Origin of the sequence: Hyphomonas oceanitis (genome assembly GCF_036964545.1) — a bacterium.
GTDB classification, from domain to species: domain Bacteria; phylum Pseudomonadota; class Alphaproteobacteria; order Caulobacterales; family Hyphomonadaceae; genus Hyphomonas; species Hyphomonas oceanitis.
Genome location: NZ_JBALTL010000002.1, coordinates 665,219 through 691,085, shown reverse-complemented (window position 1 = coordinate 691,085; position 25,867 = coordinate 665,219). Strand labels below are relative to the sequence as shown.

The following is a 25,867-nucleotide window of genomic DNA, read 5'->3' as shown; positions in this document are numbered from 1 at the left end:
GTCGCGCTATCGTGTAGCTTTGCCGGCGCCGTTCGCGGCGACGGTGGGCGCAGCCATTTCGGCGGCTTCAGCGAGTTTCTGGTCGACACTTACCGAGAATACAGCCGCACCCTCAGGACCAAGCGGACCAATCACCACGTCACCGACGCGCCATTGGAAAGCACCGCCGTCCTTGGCTGAAACGGTCCAGCCTGCATCAAGACGCGGGAAATAGTTCTCGCCGGCTGCCATCACGCGGCTACGGAAAATCGTGCCGTCGGCGCCGCGAATTTCCAGCCAGCCCTGGCGAACCGCCACGAGTTCTAGCTGCAGGTTCGTCGGCAATGGCCGCTCAGCTTCGCTCGCATCCTCAAACAGGCTGTGACGCGCGCCGTTGACTGCAACAATGGCAGGGGCCGGTGCCAGTTCAGGCGCGGGTTTCACGATCTGCGTCACGCCAATGGCAACACCGGCAAAGAGGGTCATCACTGCAGCTGTGGCCACCATTAGGGGCCATTTCGGCTTGGGCGGCGCGATATCACCAATTTTCGGCACAGGCGCAGAGTGTCTGACTTCCGACACGGCACCGCACTCAAGCGTATATTGAGCGATGACTTCACTGTCAGGCAGGCCCAGTTCAACGCAGTAGGCGCGCAGGTAGGGTGTAAGGTAGCCTTTGGGGATCTGGCCGATCTCCATGCGCTCAATCCACATCAGGAAATCCTGACGCAGCAGCGACTTGCGCGACACATCTGCGATTTCAAGGCCGAGCGTCTCGCGTACACGGCGCAGGACCTGCCCCATGCGCAGGCTCTCTCCATTAAACTTGCGGCTTTTGAAAATATCCATCGCCCGCTCGCGCGGGGTCATTTCCAGGATTGGCTCGGAGACGGATTCAGACACATGCGAATCCTCAACGGAACGGTCCGTTCCGCCATCAGCGGAGCGCACATCGTCCAGAGACTCAGGGCCTTGTGTGTTGAAGGTTTCGTCGTGTCCCATATTCTTCCAATCCAGCCGTCCGTCGGGATGTTCGCCAAAAGACGAGCAAGTTCTGGTCCAGAAACATGGTGATTTTTGGACCAGCGACCTTAACCGTCGGACAATTCCACCCCATGATCGGCCGCCAAGGCTAATACTTGGTTACGGAACGCAGCGTCCGGCGCATCCAGCACCTTGAGAAAGTCCTCCCGAAACGCCCCAAGGTTAACAGATCTTACCATGCGTTTGACCGGACCGATAGCGCCGGCGGGCATGGAAAGGGCGTGGAATCCCAATGACAGAAAGCAAAGGGCCGAGAGGGGAGAGGCCGTCGCCTCGCCGCAAGCCGACATGCGGATCGAATGGTCGGCGCAGGTCTCCGACACCTGCTTGAGGAACCTCAGGGCCGCAGGGCTCACCAGATCATACCGGTCTGATACAGTTGGCGTCATACGGTCCGCCGCAAAGAAGAATTGCATCAGGTCATTTGTGCCGACAGACAGGAAGTCCGCTTGGCCTGCAAGCTCCGACAGGCTGAAAGCAAGCGCTGGCGTCTCAAGCATCACGCCCACTTCAAGATTGCACGGCTTCTTGCCCGTCTGTTCCTCGCTCCAGGCCACTTCCTTCATCAGCAGATCGCGTGCCTCGAAGAATTCACTGGGAACGGTGACCATGGGAAACATGACGGTTAGCGGACCTGTACCGGCCGCGCGGACAAGCGCCCTCAACTGGCGCCGGAAGAGGCCTTTGTGATCGAGTGCGAAACGGATCGAGCGCCAGCCAAGCGCGGGATTTTCTTCCCGCTTCAGGTTCAGGGCAGGTAACACCTTGTCCCCGCCAAGATCGACCGTGCGGAAGATAACGCGCTTGCCATCGGCCTTTTCCAGCACGCGCTTGTAGAGCGCGACCTGGTCATTGAGGCGGGGAAGCGTTTCCGAAACAAGGAACTGGAATTCGGTGCGGAAGAGGCCCACGCCGTCGGCGCCCGCCTGATCCAGCATGTCGAGATCAAGATCCAGACCGGCATTCAGATACAGCGATACGTGCGTTCCATCCTTGGTTTTCGCTGGCAGGCCGCGCAAGGCCGCATAAGTCGCCTGGCGCTCGGACCGCAGCGCCACCCGGCCCTTGTACGCATCGTAGAGCGTATCATCCGGGCGGATGTGGAGGACGCCCTTTTCAGCATCCACGATCACCCAGTCGCCTTGGTCGACGCGGGTGGTCAGCCCCTCAATACCGCCCAGCGTGGGAATACCCAACGCCCGCGCAACAATTGCCGCGTGCGAAGATACAGCAGCCTCTTCCATCAGGATCGCCCGAAGCCCCGCATTCGCATAGTCGAGCAGTTCCGCCGGACCCAAGCGGCGCGCAACCAGTACGCTGCGTTCTTCACTGATCTGCGGCTTGCCATCGTCGCCAGCAAGAACGCGCAGGAGACGGTTGTCGAGGTCTTCAAGATCATTCAGCCGTTCGCGCAGATAGGGGTCGCGCGCGCTTTGCAGCCGGGCCCTGTGTTCTCGGCGCGCACGGTCAACGGAGGCTTCGGCGGAGAGGCCTGACCGGACACCCTCGCGTAGCTTCTCCGCCCATGACGGATCATGCGCGAGGAGGCGATAGGTCTCCATCACGTCCCGCGGGTCATCGCCCAGCGCAGCGCCATCCAGCGCCATCATCTGGTCGATGGAATCCTTCAGGCCACGCAGGGCGTCTTTCAGGCGCTGAGCTTCAAGATTCTGGTCCGCCGCGAAGAATTTGGCGGCCGGAACCACCGGATCGTGCAGCACGGCGCGGCCGTAGCCAAGGCCTTCACACAGGACGCGGCCATTAAGGGAGGCAAGATTGCGCTCGCGCTTGGTGCCGTCGCCATTGGACAAGTGCTCAGGATCCATCCGATCAACAATCTCGGCCAGCACCATGGCAATGGTCTGCAGCGTATCGATCTCATCGTCGCCATAGGCACGCTCGGTCCGGTTCTGGACCGTCAGGACACCCAGAACGCGGCCGCCACGCAGGATGGGCATGCCGAGGAAGGCGTGGAACGGGTCCTCGCCGGTTTCCGGGCGATACGAGAAGGAGGGATGGCGCGGTGCATCCTGGATGGCCATCGGCTCTGCCCGCCGGGCAACGAGGCCGACAAGGCCCTCATTTGAGCCAAGCCGCGTGGCCGAAACGGCTTCCGGCTTCAGGCCTTCCGTTGCGATTAGTAGCAAGGCCCCATCTGTCAGGCGCAGATAGATCGAGCAGACGTCCGCCACCATCGTGGACGCAATGATGCGCACCACCTGATCCAGCCTGAAACGCGTATCGCCGTCTTCCGCCATCACCTGGCGGAGGCGGTTCATCAGGAGACGCGTGGCCGGCAGATTATAAGGCATGGTTCTCCTGAGTTTCGCAGTCGGGTTTACACTGCGTCAAGTCCGAACGCCGTGTGGAGCGCACGAACGGCCAATTCGGTATAAGGCGCAGCAATCAGAACCGAGATCTTGATCTCGGAGGTAGAAATGACGTCAATGTTGATGCCCTTCTCATAGAGCGCCGTGAACATGGTTTCGGCAACACCGGTATGGCTTTTCATGCCGACGCCGATGATCGAGATCTTGGACACATCGCGCGTCACTTCAAGTTGCTCGTACCCAATATCTGCCGCCATGTTCTCAAGCGTCTGCTTGGCGATCGGGCTGTCACGGTCTGTACAGGTGAACACCATGTTGGCCCGCTCCGGGCCACGCGCATTGGCCTGGACGATCATGTCGACATTGACGCCCGCACGCGCTAGCGCCGAGAAGATCTTGGCGGAAACGCCGGGCTTGTCGGCCACGCCATACAATGTGACTTTTGCTTCGTCCCGCGAATAAGCAACACCGCTAACAACCTGTTTTTCCACGATTTCTTCCTCTGAGCAGACAAGGGTTCCGGGGTTCGGCTCACCTGGTTTCAGGAAGCTGGAGAGCACGCGCACCGGCACATTATGGTTCATGGCGAGTTCCACAGACCGTGTCTGCAGGACTTTCGCGCCGAGGGACGCCATTTCAAGCATCTCCTCATACGAGATTTTGGGGATCCTCCGGGCCTTGGGCACCATGCGCGGATCGGTCGTGTAGACGCCATCGACGTCGGTATAGATGTCACAGACGGTGGCGTTGAGGGCCGCTGCCACAGCGACGGCGCTGGTATCGGAACCGCCGCGCCCAAGCGTGGCAACCCGGTCGTCATCTGTCACGCCCTGGAAACCCGCAACAACGGCAATCTCGCCGCTGTCCACCGAGTCCGGCAGGCCGCTGTTCTCAAAGCCAAGAATACGGGCCCGGCCATGAGCCTCATCCGTCTTCAGGCGCAATTGCCAGCCCAGCCAGCTGCGGGCCTTGAGCCCGCGTCGTCGCAGCGCCAATGCCAGGAGGCCAGCGGTCACCTGCTCGCCGGACGCCACAATCACGTCATACTCGTCATGGAACAGGTCGCGCCCCAGATCCTGCCCTGCAGCACCCTCGGCAAGCGCAACCAGCTTGTTGGTTTCGCCTGCCATGGCCGACACCACGACTGCCATCAATTCGCCGCGCGCTGCACGGTCCGCTACGATATCCGCCACATTGGCGATCCGTTCGAGGTCGCCAACTGACGTCCCGCCGAATTTGAGAACTGTACGCGCCATTTCGCCCCATATCCTGTGAAGTGAAGGGTTTGCCCTTTATATGCGCCCTCATAGGGTTAAGTTCGACGCTGATCAAACGGGAACGCCACAAGATGGTAAAAACAATCGAAGGTTCGCGCGCTGCGCCCCGTACGCCCAGCATCGATGCCGATGAGGTGGCCAAGTTTTCGGCCATGGCAGCCGACTGGTGGAACCCCACCGGCAAGTTCAAACCGCTGCACCGGCTCAACCCTGTCCGCCTGAAATTCATTCGGGGAACAGCCGAACGCCATTTTGGCCTCGCGGCAGGCGCCGTGAAGCCGCTCGACGGCCTGCGCCTCCTCGACATCGGGTGCGGCGGCGGCCTTGTCAGCGAGCCCATGTGCCGCCTCGGTGCCAGTGTCACAGGCGTGGACGCCTCTGAAGCCAACATCAAGACAGCCCTGACCCATGCCGCTGAACAGGGGCTCGACATCGACTATCGCGCCGGAACCGCTGAGGGCCTGATCGACGCTGGCGAATCGCTGTTCAACATCGTCCTGAACCTGGAAGTGGTGGAGCATGTTGCAGATGCCCACCAGTTCCTGAAGGATACGGCCAGCCTCGTGCGGCCCGGCGGCCTGATGATCGTCGCGAGCCTCAGTCGGACAGCCAAGGCCCTCGCAACGGCCGTTATCGGGGCCGAATACGTACTCGGCTGGCTGCCGCGCGGCACCCATGACTGGTCGAAATTTGTGACGCCGAACGAGGTCCGCACGGCTTTGCTGGCGGCCGGCATGACGCCTGAGCCCGCAACCGGCGTGGTCTTCAAGCCACTATCAGGCGCATGGATCCTCTCAGACGATACGGCCGTCAATTTTATGGTCGTCGCCCGGAGACCTGAAGCATGAGCGCACTGCCCACCCCAAAAGACATTCTCGATTTCTGGATTGGCGATGCCAGCCAGTCAGGCAAAGCAGCAGGCGAGAAGAACAAGATGTGGTTCGCCAAGTCGCCTGAACTCGATACCGAGATAAGCGAGCGCTTCCTGCCCTTGCTGGAGACCCTCGCCGCTGGACCGCTGGCGCAGGAATGGGCCGCGCAGGGCGCGTGCGACCGACTGGCTGCCATTATCGTACTGGATCAGTTCAGCCGAAATATATTCCGCGGCAGCCCGCGCTCCTTCTCACAGGATATGCTGGCGCTGCGCCTCTGCAAGGAAGGCCTCGCCCTGCGCGAAGACCTCTTCCTCAGCGAAGCGGAGAGGATCTTCTTCTACCTGCCACTCGAGCATTCCGAAGACGTGGGCGACCAGTCGCGCTCGGTTGAAATGTTCACCGCCCTGCGCCGCGACGCACGCGAAGAATTCGGGAAACTGACCGAAAGCGTGCTTGAATATGCCTATGCGCACCAATCGGTGATCGACCGGTTCGGCCATTTCCCGCATCGCAATGACGTCGTCGCTCGTAAATCCACGCCCGATGAAGAAGCCTATCTCGCCAAACCCGGCAGCGGCTTCTAGTCGAGCGTCTGAGGTCCGCGTGGATCAAGGCTGCGCGCAACATCCTGCTGCATCGCCCGCGAGAGGGGATAGGTCCAGGAAGCAATCGACGCCGCGAGGTATAGTCCTGCGGGAAGCAGGCAAAAGATCATGAGTAGCCCATTGATCGCCTCTGGAGAATTGTCCTGCCCGGGGCGGAAGCCCGCCAGCTGTGCAACCATCAGATAGCCCACTCCGAAAGCCAGGCTTGATCCGACCTTGTAGGCGCTTGTAAGCAGCGCGTAGTAGATTCCAGCCCTGTTCTCGCCACTGCGGGCCGCCTGCCATTCAACGACATCCGCCGTCATTGATCGCGTCAGAACGATGGGCGCACTGAAGGCGACGCCATTGATGATTGCTCCGATGAACAAGGGCCAGAAGCCACCAACCTGTCCCATGAAAAAGTACAGGAGATAGCTCACCGCCGCGAACAGTGTGGCCGTGCGAAAGGCAATGTTCTTCTCCGTACGACGCGCCAGCATGAACCAGAGCGGCATCGCCGATACCGACACGATGAAAAAGACCATCAGGATCAGGCTGGCTTGCGTATTATTGAGCTTGAAAACGTATTCGGCGACGAAAAGATAGTTGGAAGCCGTCACCGCGATGGCTGTGCCCGCGAAGAGTTCCATGGCCAGAACGCGCCCCAGCATCTGGTTTTTTACGGCAGCCAGAAGTGGCTTCAGCTCGAATTTCAGGGCGTTTCCGGCGTCGCCCGGGATGGGCGGGTCAGGCACGAAGAACACCGCCAGCGCGCCAGACAGGGGCAGCGAGACCAGTAGAACGGCGCCCATGACGGCCACCTGGCCAAAGCGGTCAAGTTCGAATCCGAGCACTGGCAAAATCGCCGGCAGGGCGAGGAGCGTCAACATCGCCACGATACTCACGACCTCGGGCCATACGAAGAGGCGCGAGCGTTCATCATATGTCGTGGCAATCGCTGGCACCCAGGCCGAGCGCGATGTCTGAAGCAGGGTGAAGCCCACATAGAACAGCAGCATCCAGCCGACAAAATAGCCCGAACCGACGCCCGTTCGCGGCGGCATGTAGACGAAATAGGTGGCAACCGCGAGGAGCGGCACACTTAACAGTATCCAGTGCCTCACGCGTCCGAGTGGACTGCGATACCGGTCCACCAGATACCCCATCACCGGATCAGTGAAGATGTCCCAAAACCTCAGCAGCATGAAAAGAAGACCGGTCAACTCCAGCCCCAGTCCCACTTCGTGGGCATAGAGCGGCGAGAGGTATACGGCCAATGGAAGGCCCACCCCCGCGAGCGGAATACTCAGCGTCGAGAATGCGAGAACGCGCGGTAGGGAAAGGCGTTGAGCGGGCGTTGATGTCATATCCACAGACTGCGCATGCAATTCGTGACGGCCAAGTCATTTTTATGCTGCACTGCGGCTTGACGGCTGGGCCTTTAGTCGTGAGTTTCCGGCCAAATTCAAAGTAAGGGCTGACTGATAATGCTGAAAAAACTGATGCTTGGCGTGCTTGGACTTGTCGTCCTGGTGGTCGGAATCATACTCGTGCGAACCTTCACTTATGGCGGCTCACCCGTCGGTGGCCGCGTTGAGCTGCCTGCCGCACCCGAGATTTCCGCAGAATCAGCCGCAGAGCATCTCGCCGAAGCCATCCGGTTCAAAACCGTCACGCTGTCCGGCGGAGACCCGCGCCCCGGTCAGGAAGGGGCATGGTTGTCCCTGCAGGACTGGCTGGTGGACACCTATCCTGCCGCGCACGCCGCGATGACTCGCGAGACCGTGCCCGGCACGCTTACCTTGCTCTACACGTGGAAGGGCAGCGACCCGTCGCTGAAACCGCTCCTCCTCATGGCCCACCAGGATGTTGTGCCAGTGAACATCGGCACCGAGGACGACTGGACTGGCGCGCCTTTTGCCGGAGAGATCATCGACGGCTACGTCTACGGACGCGGCGCGATTGACGACAAGGGCAACCTGATTGGCCTTATGGAAGCTGCCGAAGGGCTCGCAGCTTCAGGCTACCAGCCCAAGCGGACCGTGATGTTCATGTTCGGCCATGACGAGGAAGTACTCGGGTCGGGTGCACAGGCTGGCATAGCCCTGCTGAAGTCACGCGGCGTTGAACCGGAAATGGCCCTCGACGAAGGCTTCATGGTGATCGATCCGTCGCCGATCACGGGCAAGTCGATGGCCTTTGTCGGCGTCTCCGAGAAAGGCTATATCACGCTCAAGCTGACCGTCGTCGCCGCTGGCGGACATTCGTCGCAACCGCCGCGCAACTCGGCCGACGTGGCCCTTTCGCGCGCCATTGTCGCTCTCGATGAAAACCAGATGCCGGCCGATTTCTCCAAGCCCCCGGTTTCCGAACTCTTCCTGGCTTCTGGCCAGGACATGCCTTTCATGCAGCGCATGGCTCTAGCGAACCTCTGGCTGTTCCAGGGCGCTGTAGAATCCTCGATGGCCAAAGTACCGGCAGGCAATGCCATGATCCGTACCACGACTGCACCGACCATGCTGAGCGGTTCGGCCAAGGAAAACGTTCTGCCGCAGCGGGCAATGGCCATGGTCAATTTCCGGATCCACCCGAATGACACGCCAGAATCTGTCATGGCGCACGTCAAGGAAGTCACGAAGGATATTGAAGGCCTCGAGATCGAAATCGGCGGCGACGGTATCAGCAGCCCGGCATCGCCGGTCTCACCGACTGACAACCGCGCCTATGCAGTACTCGCAAGCGTGGCCGCTGAAGTCGGCAATGGAGCCCCAGTGGCGCCAGCGCTCGTTATCGGCGCGACAGACTCCCGCTACGCAGCGGCGATCACGCAGAACATCTACCGCTTTGCGCCCGCCCTGATGTCCCCGGAAGATCTCACAGGCTTTCACGGCACGAATGAGCGGATCTCGGTGGAAAACATGGCGCGCCTGTCGAAAGGCTATGCACAAGTCATTCTCGGCATGGACGGCCCGGATTCCTGAGGCCTTATGTCCCAAACCACAACCCTGAAGTCCCGGCCGTTCCCCTAAAGGAGCGGCCGGGCTTGTTTCAGGCCTAGCTGACCGGGTCGGTCACCTTTTCGATCGGTATCGTATAGTGCCGGGCGCAGAACTGGCAATCGATGGCCAGCGTGCCATCGGGCTCGACCATTTCGCGCAGGGCATTGTCCGGCATGCCCTTCAGCGTATCGACAAGCCGCTCTTCATTGCAGGTACAGCTGTCCAGCAGGCCAACCCGGTCTTCCATCCGCACGCCCTGTTCATGGAACAGGCGGAACAGGAGATCGGGCACGGCAAGGTCGGGATCGACCAGCTCAGCATCGCTCAACGTGCCAAACAGGGCCTCGGCCTCACGCCAGACTTCTGTCGTGTCGCCGCGATTTTCGTCGCCCGCGATGCGCTGAACCATCATGCCACCTGACACCCAGATCGGCTTCTCGCCCTTGCGGTCGAGTTCGGCCACGGCAAGCTTGATACGGCTCGGCACCTGCTCGGACTGGGCGAAATACTCTTCCGCACATTCCGACAGCGTACCCTTCTCGAGCGGCACGATGCCCTGATAGGGCGCAATCGAGGGATCGTCCTGAATAAGGATAAGGGCGAGACGACCGGTCGGGCCGAAGAGTTGTGGCATATGCGGGGCAGCGCCCTTATTCACTTTCTCAAGGTGGGCCCAGCGGTCGGCGTCAAACTTGGCATAACCGCGCACGCCGCCATCGGTGCGGTATTCACCAACCAGCATGGAGACGGGCCCGTCACCCTCGGCCTGGACCAGGATACGGCCTTCGAACTTCAGCGACGCACCGACCATTGCGGCCAGCGTCACAGCCTCGCCCAGAATGCGGGCCAGGTTGCGTGGATAGTCATGGCGCTGCAGGATCGGCGACAGGCTGTCAGCGCCCATGCGTACGGCACGGCCGCGCACGGGGCGTTGGTCGATCTGGAAATTGACGACAAAGTCACTGTCAGGACGGGCAATATCGGTCATGGGGCACGCTTTCAGGCGGGGCGGATGGATGCCCCCATGTGGCAGCGCGAACCTTCTGCGGCAAGGGGGCGCCCCGTCAGGCTGAGCAGCTGCCCCCACCGAGCACGCAGAAACTGGCGCACCAGGCGTGATTCAGGCGCACGGGTTCGGCCGTTGCTTCGCCCAGCGTGGCACCCAGCTCAAAGGCCGGATTGTCGACCAGCAGCGTGCACGCCGTAACCGTCGCACGGCCCGCTCCCTTGCGGCGGATGACCATGCGCTGGTTGGCGCACATGATGTCAGCCGGGTCCTTCGACAGGATCTGCCAGCAGGCAGTGGTGATTTCCGGCGGATCGTCCCGAGCGATCATTTCGGGAAAGAGGACCAAATGCGATGTGTTCGCGGGATCAAGCTTCAGCCCAAGCCGGGCAGCCAGTTCGCCATAGGCGGCGCGCGCTGAGGCATCGTCCTCATTGAGCGTCTGACGCCCGGCGAGTGCCACATGAATGCCCTGCCCGGCCAGCCATTCGAGTCCCTTGCAGGCCTCGGCAAAGGCGCCTTCGCCGCGCTCGGCATTATGTGCCGCCTGATCATGGGAATCGAGCGACACGCGCAAGGTCAGCCGGTCACCATAGCGGGCGTGCAGGTCCTGCAGACCTGCCTGAATGCGCGGACGCATCATCGGGCGCATGGCATTGGTCAGCAGCAGCAGGCTATGCCCGCGCTGCAATGCGCTTTCCATAATCGGCAGTATCTCAGGGCACATGAAAGGCTCGCCGCCCGTAATGCCGATCTCTTTAGGCCCCCCGCCAAGCGCATCAATCTCGTCAAGGAATGGCGTGACGTCAGCGAGGCTAAGATAGACCAGCCGGTCATTGGTGGGTGAACTCAGGATATAGCAATTGGCGCACTCGATATTGCAGAGCGTGCCGGTATTCAGCCACAGGGTCTTCAGGCCACGCCAGTCAACGCTGGCGCGGGTTTCGCCCTTGGCGGTCATGTGCGGGTTCGAGAATTTCTCGCGCGGAAAAACAGTGTGAGCCATGGCGTATGTCTAACAAGATGCGCCCGCCGGGCGCCAGCGCCTTCTCGCAGACGTGATGGCGCGTGAAGGAAGCGGCAGGCATTGCCGCTCGGCGTGACTCGTATAGATCGTTCTCTATGGCACGCGAAACACATGACCTGATTTTCCAGATGCTGACATCGGGCGACGATGGCCGCGTGTGCAAGGATATTCCCGAAGACGCGTGCCATATGGAAGCGCGCAGCTTCACGACGCATGTCATGGCCCTGTCCACCAGCAAGATTGCCGATGGGCTGATCGATCCAAAGCTGGTGCTGAGCTGGCTGCTGGCGACGCTCGGCGCACCCACACTCTTCATCGGCCTGCTGGTGCCGGTGCGCGAGGCAGGCTCACTGCTGCCCCAGCTGTTCACGGCGGGCGTACTGCGCCTGCTGCCGCAGCGCAAATGGGCGTGGGCCGCCGGGTCGCTGGTGCAGGGCCTCGCGGCCTTGGCAATCGCAGTAAGCGCCTTCACGCTTGAAGGCGAAGCAGCGGGCATCGCCATCATCGGCGCGCTCGCCGTTCTGGCTGTGGCGCGCTCTGTCTGCTCGGTGACGTACAAGGATGTGCTCGGCAAGACCGTGTCCAAGTCGCGGCGCGGCTCAGCAACAGGCGCAGCCACGACCGTCGGCGCGGCGGCCGTGCTGGCATATGGCGCCCTGCTGACGTCTGGCCTCTTGCCGCGCATGGACATTGTCGAGGCCGGCCTGATCGGCGCAGGCGTGTTCTGGATCGCGGGTGCCGCCGTTTTCCTGCAGTTGCGGGAAGTGCCGGGCGCAACCGAGGGCGGGGCCAGCCCGATCAGCGCGGTCATGGAGAATTTTGGCCTGCTGCGCAGCGACGCCCAGCTGCGCCGCTTCATCGCAGTGCGGGGCCTGCTCGTCTCAACGGCACTTGCCCCCCCCTTCATGGTGGCGCTGGCCGCGCGTGAGCACGGCCCAGATGGCAGCGACGACTTTGGCGGCCTCGGCCTGCTCGTGATCGCATCGGCGGGCGCAGGCCTCCTCAGTTCTTATGTCTGGGGACGACTCGCCGACAAATCGAGCCGCAAGGTGCTCATCCTGACATCCGCCTCCGCGACGATTGCCCTCTGTGCCACGCTCGCCCTCAACGCGGCGGGCCTGCTCGGCGCAGTCTGGGCACTGCCACTGGTCCTGTTTGCCCTGATGATTGCCTATCAGGGCGTGCGGCTTGGTCGCTCGACGCATCTTGTCGACATGGCGAAGTTGGAAACGCGCGCGGCCTATACGGCGCTTTCCAACACGATCATCGGCGTGCTGTTGCTGCTCGGCGGCGGGTTCAGCCTTGTCGCGCAATTTGCGGGCGAGGCTGTCGTCCTCGGCCTGCTCGCCGTCATGAGCGCACTGGCGCTGCCGGTCACCCTAGGTCTGGAAGAAGTTCAGACGAAAGCCTGATCCCTATTTATCGAGGCACCAGCGCAGAATGGCTTTCTGGGCATGCAGACGGTTCTCGGCTTCGTCCCAGATCAGGGAGTTCGGCCCGTCGATGACTTCGGCGTCCACTTCCTCACCCCTATGGGCCGGCAGGCAGTGAAGGAACTTCGCGCCACCGGCCGCCAGTTCCATCAACTCTTCGGTCACCGCATAAGGCTCGAGGATTTCAAGACGCCGCTCGGCATCCTTGTCACCCATGGAAACGAACGTATCGGCAATCACCACATCGGCGCCAGCGACGGCCTCCTCAGCGGTCTCATAGAGATCAACACGACCCTGCATTTCGCGGGCGATCTCGACATCTTCATCATCAGGCGCAAACCGGTGCGGTGTGCCAACCGCCAGCGAGAAGCCGAACTTGGCAGCTGCATGCATGAAGCTCGCGCAGACATTGTTGCCATCGCCAACCCAGGCGAGGCGCGCGCCGCGCAGCGTAAGGCCGCTCTCTTCAAGCGTCTGCAGGTCGGCCATGATCTGGCACGGATGCGACCGGTCCGTCAGGCCGTTGATCACCGGCACGCTGGAGAACTCGGCGAAGGTTTCGACATCGCTATGGTCATTCGCGCGGATCATTACCGCGTCGACATAACGGCTAAGCACACGGGCCGTGTCATCGACCGTCTCGCCGCGTCCGAGCTGCATGTCATTGCTGGTCGCGGTGATCGAGCTGCCGCCGAGCTGGCGCATGCCCATGTCGAAGGAAAACCGTGTCCGCGTAGACGATTTCTCAAAGATCATCGCGAGTGTGCGGCCTTCCAGCGGCGCGCCCGTATCGACGCGGCCCTTGGGCCAGCCTTGGCGCGCCTTCTTGGCGCGGTGGGCCTCATCCAGGATTGCACGCAGGTCAGCCGACTCAAGATGCCAGATGTCGAGGAAGTGGCGCGGGGCTGAAGGCGTTGTCATGGTCGGGCGCTCCCGTTTAAAAAGGAAGCGCGGGGGATAGCGCGTTTCACGCTACGGCGCCAGTCGTGCGATAAAAGCAATCCGGCATACCTGTGCGCCCGGATCAAGGCGCTGGAGAAGGCCTTGGCAGCCGCATTGGCGAGATAATCCCGTGAATTCCAAATATCTAGCCAAAAAGTAATTGAGAATGACTTGCAAATAGCGTGCGAGCGTGGCACATTTTGAGAATGGTTCGCAATATGGTGAGCCACCGAAACGGAGGTCCTTCCCGATGTGCTTACCCATGGATGATGTAGCGATGGTCTGCTGGCTAAGACAGCAAGTACGTGTGCTTGAAGTCTGGCGCGAAGAGCTTGCCTGCCGCCCCGAAATTGAAATCGCAATGGTGACGCGTCTTGAGCGTCACTATGCGTGGCTGACATCGGAGATCATGCGGCTCGAAGCGCCTCGTCGCGCCGCATGACGTCAGCCCGTGCCGCGGCGCGGGACCGGGACGTACGTTTCCTCCCAGACGCCTTGCCCCGCGCTGCGGCACCTTTAGGCTATTATGTCAGGCGCGCTTCAGCACCCTGACCACCAGTAGCAGGATCACGGCGCCGATCGTGGCGTGGATAATCGCGCCGACGATGCCCGCGCCCAGGCTCACATTCAGTGCGGGGAAGAGGAATCCGGCAATAAAGGCACCGACAATGCCGACCACGATATTGCCGACGATGCCGAAGCCGAACCCCTTGACGATGAGTCCGGCGAGCCAGCCAGCGACAGCGCCGATCAGCAGAAAAATAATAAGGCTTTCAAGGGTCATTTGCGTTTCCTCGTTTTTGTCAGGCCGCACATGCGGCCCTCTTCTTATGGAACCACTGACCCTAGGCGCGTTTGGACCCGGACGCCAACACGCCAGCTTAAAGTCCGCATTCTCGCTACCGCCACTCCAGCGCCACCCACATCTCTCCACTGGCGAAGGCCCGCGCTTTGCCCTATGTGACGGGCAAGCCCACCGGCCCCTCTAATCTCAGGAGAGACAGGACTTATGGACACCGTACTCATCATCGGCGCTGGCGCCGCCGGCTCTGTTGTCGCGCAGAAATGCGCCATGGACCGCGACACGTTCAAGCACATCACACTGGCTTCGCGCCGCATCGAAAGCTGCGAGAAAGTCGCCAAGATGTGCAAGACGCCGATCGAGATCGCGCAGGTCGATGCAGATAACGTCGCCGAGGTCGTCGCGCTCATTAACAAGGTCAAGCCGGACCTGCTTATCAACATGGCCCTGCCCTATCAGGACCTGCCGATCATGGACGCCTGCGTTGAGACCGGCACCAACTACATGGACACCGCAAACTACGAACCGCGCGAAATCGCCAAGTTCGAATATAGCTGGCAGTGGGCCTATCAGGACAAGTTCGTCGAGAAAGGCATCACCGCGATTCTCGGCTGCGGCTTTGATCCGGGCGTGTCGAACATCTGGTGCGCCTATGCGCAGGAACACCTGTTCGACGAAATCGAATATATCGACATTGTCGACTGCAATGCCGGCGATCACGGCAAGACGTTCGCCACGAACTTCAACCCGGAAATCAACATCCGCGAAGTGACGCAGGACGGCAAATACTGGAAAGACGGGGAGTGGATCGAGATCCCTGCCCTCTCCATCCGCTGCGACATCGACTATCCCGAAGTAGGCCCGAAAGCCTCCTACCTCATCTATCACGAGGAAGAGGAAAGCCTTGTGAAGAACATCAAGGGCCTGAAGCAGATCCGCTTCTGGATGACCTTTGGCGAGCAATACATCAAGCACCTAGAAGTGTTCAAATCCATCGGCCTGATCGGCCTCGAACCGATCAAGCACAAGGGCATGGACATCATCCCGATGGAATTCCTGAAGGACCTGCTGCCCGTGCCATCGTCCCTTGCGGAAGGCTACACCGGCAAGACGTCGATCGGCGTGATCGTCCGTGGCAAGAAGGATGGCAAGCCGCTCACCAAGATGCTCTACAACGTCTCCGACCATGCCGAGACGAACAAGGAAGTCTCCGCGCAGGCCGTGTCCTACACAACCGGCGTGCCACCCGTTTCCGGCGCGGCCATGTTCTTCAAGGGCATCTGGAGCGGCAAGGGCGTGTTCAACGTCGAGCAGTTCCCGTCAGCACCATTCCTCGAAGACGTCGCCAAGCGCGGCCTTCCGACAACTATCGTGGACATCGCGCCCGGCGCGCAGGACGAGCTGTTCGCGGTAGAAACCTGATCTTTATCCTCCCCCGCTTGCGGGGGAGGTGGATCGCGCCTTAGGGCGCGAGACGGAGGGGGCATTTCGCCGCTTCCATATTCCCCCTCCGCCCTTCGGGCACCTCCCCCGCAAGCGGGGGAGGATAAAAACCGGAAGCCAACGATGCCAAGCCGCCCTTTCGATCTGCCTACCCCCGCCTTCGTCCTCGACGTTGCCCGCCTCCGGACAAACCTGGAAACGGCCCAGCGCGTGCGCGAGGAGGCCGGTTGCAAGGTGCTGCTCGCCACCAAAGCGTTCGCCATGCCGGCCGTGTTCCCGATGATGCGCGACTATCTCGATGGCACGACGGCCAGCGGCGAGCACGAAGCCATCATGGGCGCCGAGGAATTCGGCAAGGAAGTGCACGTTTATTCGCCCGCCTATACCGAGGATGAAGTGCAGCGCCTCACCAAGGTCGCCCAGCACATCTATTTCAATTCGGCTGAACAGCTGGCCCGCTTTGGCGCCATTGCACGCGATGCAGGCTGCAAGGTCGGCCTGCGGGTGAACCCCGGCTATTCCAACGCCACGCTCGGCGGCGACCTCTACAACCCGACAGCACCCGGCAGCCGTTTCGGCGAAGTGCCCGGCATGCTGGAAAGCGTCGACTGGTCCGGCGTCGACATCTTCCACGTCCATGCCCTCTGCGAGAGCCTCGCCGAAGGCTCCGTCGGCCTCATCGAATTCGTCGCTGAAAATTTCGGGAAATACATTGAGCAGGTCCCCTCCGTGAATTTTGGCGGCGGCCATTTCCTCAACAAGCCGGGCTATGATGTCGATGCCCTGATCGCGGCCATCAAGGCCTTCAAGGCGAAGTTTGATGTGGAAGTCGTGCTGGAGCCCGGCGCAGGCCTCGTGGTCAACACTGGCGAACTCTACGCAACCGTCCTCGCGCTTCACAAGAATGAGCTGGACCTCGCCATCCTCGACGCCTCCGCCTCCACCCATATGCCCGACGTGCTCGAAGTGCCCTACCGGCCCGACATTATCGGCGCGGGCGACCCCGGCGAACTCGCGCACACCTATCGTCTCGGCGGCAAGACCTGCATGACCGGCGACGTGCTCGGCGACTATTCCTTCCCGGAACCGCTCGTGCCCGGCCAGCAACTGATCTTCACCGACCAGATGCACTACAGCTTCGTCAAGACGAACACGTTCAACGGCACACCACTCGCCAACCTTGCCGTGCGCTGGGAAGACGACGTCGTCGAACCGCTGACTGATTTCGGCTACGAAGAATTCCGGCGGCGTCTCGGCCGCTAGACGCTGGGCCTTGGCAGGCACATCAATTGCGACGTGCCGCTGACGAGCAACCGGCCTTCAAGGTCATGAATCTCACCGTCCGTTGACATGAGACCGCCCTCGGCGATCCCTGCCCGAATGCGCATATGCAGCCACTCCGCTTCGGTCGTCGGCCGATGGAAGCGATAATGGTAATCCATATTCGGCGCGATCCAGGGCGACGGGTCATCTTCCGGATGCGCCGGATATTGTGCCATCCAGCCATAGGTATCGAGCAGGATCATTGCCCGTGCCGCATCAACAAACGTGTTCTCCGCCCGCGCTCTTGGCCGGAACTTGTAGAGCCCCGTCAGCTCCGGGTCGCGCGCGCCATCCCCGGCCTCCGGCATGCCCTTGATCGGGCGCTCCTCGAAACGCTGCAGGAACAGAGGCGCCGGCCTGTCCGGGTGCAGCTCTTCATAACTCTTGAGCGACTGCGGGGTCGGCACGTTCTGAAGGCGTGACGAATCATGCGCCAGCCCCGGCGCCTCATCCTGCACAGCCCAGACATGGCACATCAAAAGAACATTGCCCTCCTGAACCAGCTCCATCCTGACAAGTTCACTGCGACGGCCCGACTTCAGAATTTCCGCGCGCAATTCGGCCGGGCCATACTTGCCCATGCGCAGGAAGTGGCACGTCATGCTGGCCGGGCGTGGCAACCACGTCGCTTCTCCCGACGCCCGCAAGGCTAGTGCAGAGATGAAACCGCCTGCCGGGCTCCACAGCCCCCAGTCCTCACGAAGGGCGACCGCCCAACTGTGGTCGCCCTGACGCAAAAGCCGCGTCGCCTCCTCAAAGTCATCAACGCGGTCCATCGCATCCCCCTCCATGAACAGTCAGATTTTTAGGCTCGGACACTAGCAACCCATGCGGGAAACGAAAGTGATGGAATCGCGAAACTCGGCCATCATGCTCGGGCGTCGTTTGACACGCCCTATCAGCGATCCTAAATCGGAAAGGCAAAAAAGGACTTCCAGAACGATGAACTAGTGGCACCGGACCTTCCGGAAACGATCCCAGCCAACGGGCGCATTGCGCCTGCCGTTCGCAACAATTGGAATCCCACATCATGCAACGACTACAGAACAAGACCGCCCTTATCACGGGTGCGGCCAGTGGCATCGGTAAAGCCATCGCCGAGGCCTTCGCAAACGAAGGCGCCCACGTCATCATCACCGACATTGACGACGCGCAAGGCAAGGAAACCGCTGACGCCATCGGCGCGCGCTACGAACATCTCGATGTCTCAAACGAGGCCGACTGGCTGCGTATCGCTGAGGCCATTCCGGCGCTCGACGTGCTCGTCAACAATGCCGGCATCACCGGCTTCGAAAACGGCGAGATGGTCCACGACCCGGAAAACGCTTCACTGTCAGCCTGGCGTGCCGTCCATTCCGTCAATCTCGACGGCACGTTCATGGGCTGCCGCTATGCCATCGGCGCGATGAAGCAAAAGGGTGCTGGTAGCATTATCAACATCTCTTCGCGCTCCGGCCTCGTCGGCATTCCCGGCGCAGCCGCCTACGCCTCGTCGAAGGCAGCGATCCGGAATCATTCCAAATCGGTCGCCCTCTATTGCGCGCAGAATGGCTGGAACATCCGCTGCAACTCGGTTCACCCTGCCGCCATCCTGACACCGATCTGGGAACCGATGCTGGGCGACGGACCGGACCGGGACGCGCGCATGGCGGCCCTCGTCGCTGACACGCCGATGAAGCGGTTCGGTCAGCCGGAAGAAGTGGCCGCCATCTGTGTCATGCTGGCAAGCGATGAGGCCGCCTACATGACGGGCGCCGAACTCACGCTGGATGGCGGACTGCTCGCAGGCTCTGCCGCAGCGCCCGGCGGCTAGACCTGAACGGTCCTAGAATACCTGATTATTACCCAGCGACGGGATACGGGCGCGCGCCTTGTCGACCTCATCAAGATCAAGGTCCGCCCAGATCACGCCCGGCTCATCGCCGTCGGCTTCCGCAAGAATCTCGCCCCAGGGCGAGATGATCAGCGAGTGGCCATAAGTCTCGCGACCGTCTTCGTGCTTGCCACCCTGCGCTGGCGCGACGACGAAACAGCCGGTCTCGATGGCGCGGGCGCGCAAGAGCACATGCCAGTGCGCTTCGCCCGTCACACGCGTGAAGGCGGCTGGCACGGTGAGTATCTGCGCCCCGGCCTGCGCCAGCGACCGGTAAAGCGCAGCAAAGCGCAGATCGTAACAGATACTCATGCCCACGCGCCCGATGCCGGCATTGGCAAGCGCCGTGGATGTGCCTGGCCTGTAGGAGCGCGATTCCCGATAGGTCTGGCCGTCGCCCACCTCGACGTCGAACATGTGGATCTTGTCGTAATGCGCGACCACGTCGCCATCCGGCGCGATCAGGAAAGACCGGTTCGCCAGTCGATCGTCGCCTTCCGCCGTCACCGCAATCGAGCCGAGCAAGAGCCACACACCCAGCTCAACTGCCAGCGCCCGGAACGCGACAAGCGTCGCATCATCTTCCTGCGCGACAATCTTTGGCCGCGCCATGCCGGGGCGGATGTCCAAAAGATTGGTCATCTCCGGCGTCGCTATGAACACCGCACCGACTTCCGCCGCCTGCCGCACCAGCGCGCTGGCAGCCGCAATGTTCTCCGCCACCGCTGTTGTAGAGCGCATCTGCACACAGGCGGCACGGATCACGGTCATAGCCTCAGGCCGGCTCCCATTCCGTCAGCGCGGCATCAATGATGCCCGTCGCTTCGCGAACGTTCTCGTCCGTGATGATCAACGGCGGCGCGAGGCGCAGCACATTGGCACCGGCCACGCCGACCAACAGGTTCTTGTCGCGGCAAAGGCCCTGCAGGCTTTTCGGATCGGCTTTCATCTTGAGGCCGGTCAGCAGGCCCTTGCCGGTCACACCCTCCACCTTGTCCGGGTGACTGTCAGCGAGGCTCTTCAGGCCCTGCGCCAGCGTGCCGGAAACCCGGCGCACTTCGGCAAGGAAGTCATCATTCGCAATCATGTCCCAGATCACGTTACCCACGGCCATGGCCAGCGGGTTGCCGCCATAGGTCGAGCCGTGGCTGCCAGGCTGCATGTGCTCGCCGCACGCCTCGGTCGTCAGGCAGGCGCCGAACGGGAAGCCGCCGCCAATGCCCTTGGCCGCGCACAGGATGTCAGGCTCTGCGCCCGCCACCCAGTCATGGGCGAACAGCTTGCCGGTCCGGCCCATGCCGCATTGCACTTCGTCAAAGATCAGCACGAGGCCATGTTCGTCGCACAGCTTGCGCAGGCCGATCAGGCATTGGTCCGGCATGGCGCGCACGCCGCCTTCACCCTGCACCGGCTCAACGAGAACAGCCGCCGCAGTTGGCCGCGCCGCCGCTTCCTTCAGCGCGTCATGGTCACCCCATTCCAGATGCACGAAGCCGGGCAGCGCCGGGCCAAAGCCTTCAAGGTATTTCGGATTGCCGCCGGCATTGATCGCGCCCAGCGAGCGGCCATGGAAGGCGCCGGTGAACGTGATGATGTCGATGCGCTCTTCGCGGCCATTCGCCCAGTGATACTTGCGCGCGGATTTGATCGCGCACTCAATGGCCTCAGTGCCGGAGTTCGTGAAGAACACCCGGTCAGCAAACGTGTCACGGCAGATCTTGTCGGCCAGTTCCTCGGCGCCGCGCACGCGGAACATGTTGGACGTGTGCCACAGCTTGCCTGCCTGATCGCGCAGTGCGTCGACCATGGCCGGGTGCGCATGACCCAGCGCATTCACCGCAATGCCGGCGATGAAGTCGAGATAACGTGTGCCATCTTCGGTGAAGAGGTACGGGCCCTGGCCCTCGACGAAGACCTCTTCCGGTGGCCGGTAGACGGGCATGATGTGCTGGCGCGGATCGCTCATGATTTCTCCTGCGATTAGCAAGTGTGATGAAGTTGCCCGTACGCTTGGCGAGACGCTGACCGTAAGTCAACAGTTTGGCCACTCCCGGCCCGCATGTCGGCGTCACACGGTTGCAATGCTGTGACTTTACAACATTGGTTTTGTCACATGCGATGGAGGCCGAGATGATCAGGATATGCCTTTTGGGAGCCTTGCTGCTCGTCGCCTCTCCGGCCGTCTTCGCACAAGGCATAAACGGATCCGGAGAGGTCGTCACGGCCACAACCGACACCACTTCTGTTACCGCTACCAATCAGCCCGTCATCAGCAGACGCATCGTCCGCACAGGTCGTGATGGGCGCAAGACAGAGACGGAATCCCTGACATCTCCCTTGGATGCAGCAAACGAATCCGAGACCCGCCCCGCAGTGTCCACGCTTAGAACGATCGTTCATAATCGCGATGCAGAGCTGGACCTTTTGGAGATTGTCGCACGCGCGCATACGATCACGGAAACCGCTACACCTGATGGCACCACACGGATCATCCGGATTATTCCGGAAGGCGGGCACGGCGCCACGCTGATCACAATTACAAAAGATTAATCGAAAAACGATAATAATGATTGACGTTTATCGATAATACGATATTGCTAATCAGGAAGACGAGGCGGATCGGACGCGATGTCCAAAACGCCCCCTACCTCACCTGAGCCGTCGTTACGGTTCGTCTCGGCCTTCTCTAATCTGCTTGCTCCCCTGGCATGCGGAGGACTTCAATACCTCAACACATCTCCAAAACGGAAAGAGGCGCAAGACCTGAAACCGGGTCTCGCGCCTCTCCACCGTTTGCAGCGTTTCCTCCCAGAAACTTGCCTGCTCATAGGTCACCAGTTTCACACATGTGTCAAGAATGTGTTCAACAAATTTTTTGCGCCCGCACTTGCATCTGGCTGGATCCGTTCCAGCAGCTTCAAGCAGGACGCCTGCGCCTCGTCGCTCCAGTCCGCCGCTGGAGACAAGGCAAGCGAGGCTTGGCTCTTAAGAATGATTCCATCGTCAAGAATCTTCAGGCCATTGGCTTTCAGGGTCGCCCCGGTCGAAGTGATGTCGACAATCACGTCCGCTGCACCCGTGGTCGGCGCGGCTTCAGTTGCCCCGGCACTCTCGACAAGCCTGTACTCGCCGACTGACTTGGCTGCAAAAAACCGCCGCGTCAGACGCATGTACTTGGTCGCCACGCGCAGACGGCGGTGATGCAGCTTGCGGAAGGCGGCGCCTGCCGCCTCAAGGTCGGCCATTGTATCCACGTCGAGCCAGGCCTGCGGCACCGCCACAATCACATCCGCGCCCCCAAAGCCGAGTTGGCGGACAATGCGAAATTCGGATGCGCCATCGGGCGCGAAGTCATGCAACAGGTCTTCGCCTGTCACACCGATATGCAGGCTGCCCTCGATCAGGCCGCGCGCAATCTCGCTCGCTGACAGCAGCCGCATTTCCACGTCGCCCAGCCCGGCAATTTCTGCCTGATAGCCACGCTCGCCGCCAATCTGGCTGACAGGAAACCCGAGCTCGGCCAGCCACTGCTCCGTCTGCTCCTTGAGCCGCCCCTTCGAAGGTATGGCGAAAGACAGCTTGCTCATGCCACACTCTCCCGTGCACGGATGACCCGGTCAGGACGCACCACACCGCCAATACCCGACGCCCGCGCACGACCGCCGGAGAGGCCCGCGATCAGCCCGTCATAGCGCCCGCCGGTCGCGATCGGCTGGCGTTCACCGAGGCCACCGGCATAGGTCTCGAAGACGAAGCCATCATAATAGGTGAACCGCCGGCCAAATCCCGAGCGGAACCTTCCGGCCTCTGCAACACGGGGAACAGCGTCGATGATCGCCTCTACCCGGCGTGTCACGCGTTCGATCACGCTCTCCAGGCCGCGCAAGCCATGAGCCCGCGCAATGCCGGAGAGCGCCTCTGCCGTTTCCGGCGCGCTGCAATTGACGCCGGCAAGAGCGCCAAGCACCTTTCGGGCATCTTCCGGCACACCGCCGGCATCCGCCGCCGCAGCCTTGGCCTTCAGGCCCTCAATGATCTCCGTAACGGAGCGTGTCCCGATCATCGGGATGGACCGCTCACGCAGGGCATCGAGAAAGGCAAGTGCAGCCGCCTCCGGCGCAGATGCCGACAATTGATGCGCGAGATCTACCTCAGGCGCAGACGGTGCCCCGGCCAGCAACTCGGCCACGCCGCCTTCCTGACGAAAGGCGCGTTTCAGCAGGCTGGCAGTAACGCCGTGCAGGCCAAGCGCATCGACGAAAGCCGGAAACACGGAGAGGTCGCCCATCACCATGCGCCAGTCATCAATGCCGCACGCCGCGACAGCCGCCTGCACAAGGGCGAACGCATCCGCATCCTCGTCCGGGCTGGACTCGCGGCCAAACCGTTCAAACCCAACTTGCGTGAATTCCATCGGATCGTCCGGCGAGGCCGGCAGTCGGAAAGCGCGCGCCGCGTAGGTATAGGCCTCTGGTCCGTTGCGTCCGGACGCCAGCCGGTCGGCCTCCATCCCTGCGACAGGCAGGGTCAGGTCCGGCCGCATGACCATCTCGTTCCCGCGATGATCGGTGAAAACGCAGAGCCGCGCCCGCACAGCTTCGCCCGACAATTCCAGCGGAATGTCCGAGGCCAGCACATAGGCCGGGTCAACCGGCCGCGCGCCGGTCCGCGCGAAGACCGCGCTGGCCGCTTCGACAATCTGTTCCGGCGTCATCCCTGCGCCTCGACAATCCGCCGTACAGCTTCCACCATCTCCGCGCGTGGCACTTCAATCTGGCCGGGGCGCGCTTCACGGTATGCTTCGTTGGACTGGATCGCCTTGGCTTTCAGCGCGCCCATTTCGAGATCCTTGATCGTAACGGTTCCCGCTTCGATTTCGTTGCTGCCAACCATGACCACGGCAGGCGCGCCGCGACGGTCAGCATATTTCATCTGACCCTTCATGCCGGAACCGCCCATATAGGCTTCCGCCCTCAGGCCTGCCCGGCGCAGAAGCGTCGCAATCTCGAGCGCCACAGCCGGGCTGTCCTTGTCGAGGTTGAGCACGACAACCGGACCATCCAGCTTCGCCGTCTCGCCCATGATGGCCAGCGCAGAGGCCAGACGCGAGATGCCAACCGAGAAACCCGTCGCAGGCACCGTCTCGCCAGTGAACCGCGCCACAAGATCATCATAACGCCCGCCGCCACCGATCGAGCCGATACGATAGGTCTTGCCATCCTCGCCCGTCACTTCGCGCAACAGCTCCGCCTCGTAAACCGGCCCGGTATAATATTCGAGCCCGCGCACGACGGATGGATCGATCACAACATCGCCTTCTGGCGCGCCGAGCGCTTCCAGCGCCACGGCAATCGCCTCCAGCTCAGCGAGGCCAGCCTTGCCTTCCTCACTATTGCCGGCCGCTTTCGAAAGGTTCGCCAGCGTCTCGGCCCGCGTTTTCGCGCCCGCTTCGGCAAACGCCAGAACAGCCTTCACCTCCGCATCACCAAGCCCGGCGCCTTTGGTAAAGTCGCCGCTGTCATCCAACCGGCCCTTGCCGAGCAGATCGGCCACGCCGGAGGCCCCTAGCCGGTCCAGCTTGTCCAGCGCCCTCAGGATGGCGAGGCGCGTATCCGCCGATGCCGCCCCAACACTCTCGAGAACGCCACTCAGTAGCCGCCGCGTGTTCACGCGGATCACGAACTCGCCCGTCTCCATGCCAACCGCACGCAGGGCTTCGGCGCCCATGGCGATCATCTCGGCATCGGCATGAAAACCGGGCGCGCCAACCGTATCAGCATCACACTGCCAGAATTCACGAAAGCGGCCGGGGCCAGGCTTCTCATTGCGCCACACAGGGCCCGCAGCATACCTGCGGAATGGTCTGCCAACGGTCTGGCCTGCCTCGGCGATGAACCGCGCAAGGGGCGCCGTAAGATCATAACGCAGCGACATCCACTGCTCGTCATCGTCCTGAATGGCGAACACACCTGCATTGGGCCGATCATCATCCGGCAGGAATTTGCCGAGCGCATCGGCATATTCGAACGCGCCCGTCTCCAGCGCCTCAAAGCCCCATTTGCGATAGACGCCAGTGACCGTCTCCACCAGTTTCGCCTGTGCATGGATGAGGCCCTCGCGCTTGTCGGGAAAGCCGCGTGGCTTGCGGGCAAGATCCTTGCCGGTGAGAGGCTGGGTGTCCTTGTCGCTCATATCTATCAGGTCCTGTTTACCGCCGCGCTCCGCATAGACGGAGACGGTCTGGATGGGAAGGCAACACGTTGCAGAAGCGCGACCCTGCCGCAGCTTGCCTCATCTGGTCTGGTTCTGGGAGATGAACACTTGCAGGAGGCGCAGCCGAACCGGTTCGCGCCTCAGTGGCGCGTCACGCGTGGTGGTGGTGATGGTGCAGTGCAGTGTTCATTGGGGAGGCGGATACTGACGGCCCGGCCGAAAGTCAACCTGTCATCCACGCCCGGGCGCGCCGTCCCGACGCGGGATCAGCTTGAAAATACCCGTGCCCCGCATCAGCAGCTTGTCGCCCGTCCAGATGCGGCCCTCGACCGTGATGATGTCGTCGGCAACGCCAACAACCTCGCCCTTACCCTCAATAAAGCTGCCGAGGTTGGCGCCAGAAAGGAAGTCGCACATCAGGCGGATGGTCACCCACCACGTGTCCTCATCCTTCTCGACGGCACCGCCCCAGGCCATGTCGGCAAAGGTCATGAGCATCCCGCCATGGGCATTCATCATGCCATTCGTATGATGTTCCTCGACACGGAAAGCCCGCGTCAGGCCGCCGGCATCCCGCTTCTCGAACAGCGGCCCGACCTGGCGGCCAAAGCCCCGGTGCCAGGGCAGCTCGTTATAGCCGGCCGGAATGTCGAATGTCTGGCTTTTGGTAAAATCGTCGGTCATGGAATGCCATTAGCGCTGCATGCCGGGATATGC

Annotated in this window: 24 protein-coding genes; 9 read left to right on the top strand and 15 right to left on the bottom strand. The window is 61.7% G+C overall.

Going from position 1 to position 25,867, the window contains the following annotated elements; genetic code table 11:
- Nucleotides 1–6: 6 nt before the first annotated feature.
- The 3 genes from V7651_RS08345 to V7651_RS08335 all read right to left on the bottom strand — a co-directional run bounded on the left by V7651_RS08345 (nt 7) and on the right by V7651_RS08335 (nt 4,609).
- Nucleotides 7–981 (bottom strand): helix-turn-helix domain-containing protein, encoded by a 975-nt coding sequence (locus tag V7651_RS08345; RefSeq protein ID WP_035536002.1) that lies wholly within the window; start codon nt 979–981, stop codon nt 7–9.
- Between the two features lie 89 nt (nt 982–1,070).
- A complete protein-coding gene (gene ptsP, locus V7651_RS08340) occupies nt 1,071–3,335 on the bottom strand; it encodes a phosphoenolpyruvate--protein phosphotransferase (RefSeq protein ID WP_335590472.1) in 2,265 nt (754 codons plus the stop codon).
- A 26-nt stretch (nt 3,336–3,361) separates the two neighbouring features.
- Nucleotides 3,362–4,609: an aspartate kinase gene (locus V7651_RS08335; protein WP_335612887.1), complete on the bottom strand. Its 1,248-nt coding sequence runs from the start codon at nt 4,607–4,609 to the stop codon at nt 3,362–3,364.
- 92 nt (nt 4,610–4,701) lie between these two features.
- On the opposite strand from V7651_RS08335, the gene ubiG reads away from it, so the two are divergent.
- On the top strand, nt 4,702–5,478 hold the full coding sequence (ubiG, locus tag V7651_RS08330) for a bifunctional 2-polyprenyl-6-hydroxyphenol methylase/3-demethylubiquinol 3-O-methyltransferase UbiG (protein ID WP_335612886.1): 777 nt from the start codon (nt 4,702–4,704) through the stop codon (nt 5,476–5,478).
- On the top strand, nt 5,475–6,089 hold the full coding sequence (locus V7651_RS08325) for a DUF924 family protein (RefSeq protein WP_335612885.1): 615 nt from the start codon (nt 5,475–5,477) through the stop codon (nt 6,087–6,089). Before ubiG ends, V7651_RS08325 begins: the two co-directional genes overlap by 4 nt.
- Here the strand turns inward: V7651_RS08325 and V7651_RS08320 are convergent.
- Nucleotides 6,086–7,456 (bottom strand): MFS transporter, encoded by a 1,371-nt coding sequence (locus V7651_RS08320; RefSeq protein WP_335612884.1) that lies wholly within the window; start codon nt 7,454–7,456, stop codon nt 6,086–6,088. The two genes, V7651_RS08325 and V7651_RS08320, sit on opposite strands and share 4 nt — an antisense overlap.
- Before the next feature lie 120 nt (nt 7,457–7,576).
- On the opposite strand from V7651_RS08320, the gene V7651_RS08315 reads away from it, so the two are divergent.
- A complete protein-coding gene (locus tag V7651_RS08315; protein WP_035536011.1) occupies nt 7,577–9,070 on the top strand; it encodes a M20 family peptidase in 1,494 nt (497 codons plus the stop codon).
- Between the two features lie 73 nt (nt 9,071–9,143).
- Here the strand turns inward: V7651_RS08315 and V7651_RS08310 are convergent, their stop codons facing one another.
- Both V7651_RS08310 and V7651_RS08305 read right to left on the bottom strand, forming a co-directional pair.
- Nucleotides 9,144–10,076 carry an Hsp33 family molecular chaperone HslO gene (locus V7651_RS08310; protein WP_335612883.1) on the bottom strand — a complete coding sequence of 311 codons (933 nt, stop codon included), beginning with the start codon at nt 10,074–10,076 and terminating at the stop codon, nt 9,144–9,146.
- Nucleotides 10,077–10,152: 76 nt separating this feature from the next.
- Complete coding sequence (locus V7651_RS08305; protein ID WP_335612882.1) at nt 10,153–11,100, bottom strand: radical SAM protein; 948 nt, start codon at nt 11,098–11,100, stop codon at nt 10,153–10,155.
- Nucleotides 11,101–11,216: 116 nt separating this feature from the next.
- Between V7651_RS08305 and V7651_RS08300 the strand changes: the two genes are divergently transcribed.
- Nucleotides 11,217–12,533 (top strand): MFS transporter, encoded by a 1,317-nt coding sequence (locus V7651_RS08300; protein ID WP_335612881.1) that lies wholly within the window; start codon nt 11,217–11,219, stop codon nt 12,531–12,533.
- A 3-nt stretch (nt 12,534–12,536) separates the two neighbouring features.
- Here V7651_RS08300 and argF read toward each other — a convergent pair whose 3' ends face one another.
- Nucleotides 12,537–13,475, bottom strand: coding sequence for an ornithine carbamoyltransferase (gene argF, locus V7651_RS08295; protein WP_335612880.1), 939 nt, complete (start codon nt 13,473–13,475; stop codon nt 12,537–12,539).
- Between the two features lie 283 nt (nt 13,476–13,758).
- On the opposite strand from argF, the gene V7651_RS08290 reads away from it, so the two are divergent.
- On the top strand, nt 13,759–13,938 hold the full coding sequence (locus tag V7651_RS08290) for a hypothetical protein (protein WP_035536019.1): 180 nt from the start codon (nt 13,759–13,761) through the stop codon (nt 13,936–13,938).
- Nucleotides 13,939–14,025: 87 nt separating this feature from the next.
- Here V7651_RS08290 and V7651_RS08285 read toward each other — a convergent pair whose 3' ends face one another.
- A complete protein-coding gene (locus tag V7651_RS08285; protein ID WP_035536021.1) occupies nt 14,026–14,280 on the bottom strand; it encodes a GlsB/YeaQ/YmgE family stress response membrane protein in 255 nt (84 codons plus the stop codon).
- A 225-nt stretch (nt 14,281–14,505) separates the two neighbouring features.
- On the opposite strand from V7651_RS08285, the gene V7651_RS08280 reads away from it, so the two are divergent.
- Both V7651_RS08280 and nspC read left to right on the top strand, forming a co-directional pair.
- Nucleotides 14,506–15,720, top strand: a complete 1,215-nt coding sequence (locus V7651_RS08280; RefSeq protein ID WP_335612879.1) for a saccharopine dehydrogenase family protein — start codon at nt 14,506–14,508, stop codon at nt 15,718–15,720.
- Nucleotides 15,721–15,864: 144 nt separating this feature from the next.
- A complete protein-coding gene (gene nspC, locus V7651_RS08275) occupies nt 15,865–17,004 on the top strand; it encodes a carboxynorspermidine decarboxylase (protein WP_335612878.1) in 1,140 nt (379 codons plus the stop codon).
- Here nspC and V7651_RS08270 read toward each other — a convergent pair.
- Entirely contained in the window at nt 17,001–17,840 is an 840-nt protein-coding gene (locus V7651_RS08270) for a thioesterase family protein (RefSeq protein ID WP_335612877.1), read from the bottom strand. The two genes, nspC and V7651_RS08270, sit on opposite strands and share 4 nt — an antisense overlap.
- 254 nt (nt 17,841–18,094) lie before the next feature.
- Between V7651_RS08270 and V7651_RS08265 the strand changes: the two genes are divergently transcribed.
- A complete protein-coding gene (locus tag V7651_RS08265) occupies nt 18,095–18,877 on the top strand; it encodes an SDR family oxidoreductase (protein WP_335612876.1) in 783 nt (260 codons plus the stop codon).
- Between the two features lie 12 nt (nt 18,878–18,889).
- Here V7651_RS08265 and V7651_RS08260 read toward each other — a convergent pair whose 3' ends face one another.
- Nucleotides 18,890–19,708, bottom strand: a complete 819-nt coding sequence (locus tag V7651_RS08260; RefSeq protein ID WP_335612875.1) for a carbon-nitrogen hydrolase family protein — start codon at nt 19,706–19,708, stop codon at nt 18,890–18,892.
- Between the two features lie 4 nt (nt 19,709–19,712).
- Nucleotides 19,713–20,903 (bottom strand): aspartate aminotransferase family protein, encoded by a 1,191-nt coding sequence (locus tag V7651_RS08255; RefSeq protein ID WP_335612874.1) that lies wholly within the window; start codon nt 20,901–20,903, stop codon nt 19,713–19,715.
- A 164-nt stretch (nt 20,904–21,067) separates the two neighbouring features.
- Between V7651_RS08255 and V7651_RS08250 the strand changes: the two genes are divergently transcribed.
- Complete coding sequence (locus V7651_RS08250) at nt 21,068–21,487, top strand: hypothetical protein (RefSeq protein WP_335612873.1); 420 nt, start codon at nt 21,068–21,070, stop codon at nt 21,485–21,487.
- A 290-nt stretch (nt 21,488–21,777) separates the two neighbouring features.
- Here V7651_RS08250 and hisG read toward each other — a convergent pair whose 3' ends face one another.
- The 4 genes from hisG to V7651_RS08230 all read right to left on the bottom strand — a co-directional run bounded on the left by hisG (nt 21,778) and on the right by V7651_RS08230 (nt 25,834).
- Nucleotides 21,778–22,524 carry an ATP phosphoribosyltransferase gene (hisG, locus tag V7651_RS08245; protein ID WP_051624505.1) on the bottom strand — a complete coding sequence of 249 codons (747 nt, stop codon included), beginning with the start codon at nt 22,522–22,524 and terminating at the stop codon, nt 21,778–21,780.
- Complete coding sequence (locus tag V7651_RS08240; protein ID WP_335612872.1) at nt 22,521–23,651, bottom strand: ATP phosphoribosyltransferase regulatory subunit; 1,131 nt, start codon at nt 23,649–23,651, stop codon at nt 22,521–22,523. The genes hisG and V7651_RS08240 overlap by 4 nt, the downstream gene beginning before the upstream one ends.
- Nucleotides 23,648–25,129, bottom strand: a complete 1,482-nt coding sequence (gene hisS / locus V7651_RS08235; RefSeq protein WP_335612871.1) for a histidine--tRNA ligase — start codon at nt 25,127–25,129, stop codon at nt 23,648–23,650. Before hisS ends, V7651_RS08240 begins: the two co-directional genes overlap by 4 nt.
- Nucleotides 25,130–25,381: 252 nt before the next feature.
- Entirely contained in the window at nt 25,382–25,834 is a 453-nt protein-coding gene (locus V7651_RS08230) for a PaaI family thioesterase (protein WP_335612870.1), read from the bottom strand.
- Nucleotides 25,835–25,867: the final 33 nt, after the last annotated feature.

Bases quoted from the DNA above. Each gene is read 5' to 3' on its own strand.
- V7651_RS08310 (WP_335612883.1), bottom strand. From the start codon at position 10,076: ATGACCGATATTGCCCGTCCTGACAGTGACTTTGTCGTCAATTTCCAG.
- V7651_RS08305 (WP_335612882.1), bottom strand. From the start codon at position 11,100: ATGGCTCACACTGTTTTTCCGCGCGAGAAATTCTCGAACCCGCACATG.
- V7651_RS08300 (WP_335612881.1), top strand. From the start codon at position 11,217: ATGGCACGCGAAACACATGACCTGATTTTCCAGATGCTGACATCGGGC.
- argF (WP_335612880.1), bottom strand. From the start codon at position 13,475: ATGACAACGCCTTCAGCCCCGCGCCACTTCCTCGACATCTGGCATCTT.
- V7651_RS08335 (WP_335612887.1), bottom strand. From the start codon at position 4,609: ATGGCGCGTACAGTTCTCAAATTCGGCGGGACGTCAGTTGGCGACCTC.
- hisG (WP_051624505.1), bottom strand. From the start codon at position 22,524: ATGAGCAAGCTGTCTTTCGCCATACCTTCGAAGGGGCGGCTCAAGGAG.
- V7651_RS08250 (WP_335612873.1), top strand. From the start codon at position 21,068: ATGATCAGGATATGCCTTTTGGGAGCCTTGCTGCTCGTCGCCTCTCCG.
- ubiG (WP_335612886.1), top strand. From the start codon at position 4,702: ATGGTAAAAACAATCGAAGGTTCGCGCGCTGCGCCCCGTACGCCCAGC.
- V7651_RS08345 (WP_035536002.1), bottom strand. From the start codon at position 981: ATGGGACACGACGAAACCTTCAACACACAAGGCCCTGAGTCTCTGGAC.
- V7651_RS08285 (WP_035536021.1), bottom strand. From the start codon at position 14,280: ATGACCCTTGAAAGCCTTATTATTTTTCTGCTGATCGGCGCTGTCGCT.
- V7651_RS08255 (WP_335612874.1), bottom strand. From the start codon at position 20,903: ATGAGCGATCCGCGCCAGCACATCATGCCCGTCTACCGGCCACCGGAA.
- V7651_RS08290 (WP_035536019.1), top strand. From the start codon at position 13,759: ATGGATGATGTAGCGATGGTCTGCTGGCTAAGACAGCAAGTACGTGTG.
- V7651_RS08265 (WP_335612876.1), top strand. From the start codon at position 18,095: ATGCAACGACTACAGAACAAGACCGCCCTTATCACGGGTGCGGCCAGT.
- hisS (WP_335612871.1), bottom strand. From the start codon at position 25,129: ATGAGCGACAAGGACACCCAGCCTCTCACCGGCAAGGATCTTGCCCGC.
- V7651_RS08270 (WP_335612877.1), bottom strand. From the start codon at position 17,840: ATGGACCGCGTTGATGACTTTGAGGAGGCGACGCGGCTTTTGCGTCAG.
- V7651_RS08315 (WP_035536011.1), top strand. From the start codon at position 7,577: ATGCTGAAAAAACTGATGCTTGGCGTGCTTGGACTTGTCGTCCTGGTG.
- V7651_RS08280 (WP_335612879.1), top strand. From the start codon at position 14,506: ATGGACACCGTACTCATCATCGGCGCTGGCGCCGCCGGCTCTGTTGTC.
- V7651_RS08230 (WP_335612870.1), bottom strand. From the start codon at position 25,834: ATGACCGACGATTTTACCAAAAGCCAGACATTCGACATTCCGGCCGGC.
- V7651_RS08320 (WP_335612884.1), bottom strand. From the start codon at position 7,456: ATGACATCAACGCCCGCTCAACGCCTTTCCCTACCGCGCGTTCTCGCA.
- nspC (WP_335612878.1), top strand. From the start codon at position 15,865: ATGCCAAGCCGCCCTTTCGATCTGCCTACCCCCGCCTTCGTCCTCGAC.
- ptsP (WP_335590472.1), bottom strand. From the start codon at position 3,335: ATGCCTTATAATCTGCCGGCCACGCGTCTCCTGATGAACCGCCTCCGC.
- V7651_RS08260 (WP_335612875.1), bottom strand. From the start codon at position 19,708: ATGACCGTGATCCGTGCCGCCTGTGTGCAGATGCGCTCTACAACAGCG.
- V7651_RS08240 (WP_335612872.1), bottom strand. From the start codon at position 23,651: ATGACGCCGGAACAGATTGTCGAAGCGGCCAGCGCGGTCTTCGCGCGG.
- V7651_RS08325 (WP_335612885.1), top strand. From the start codon at position 5,475: ATGAGCGCACTGCCCACCCCAAAAGACATTCTCGATTTCTGGATTGGC.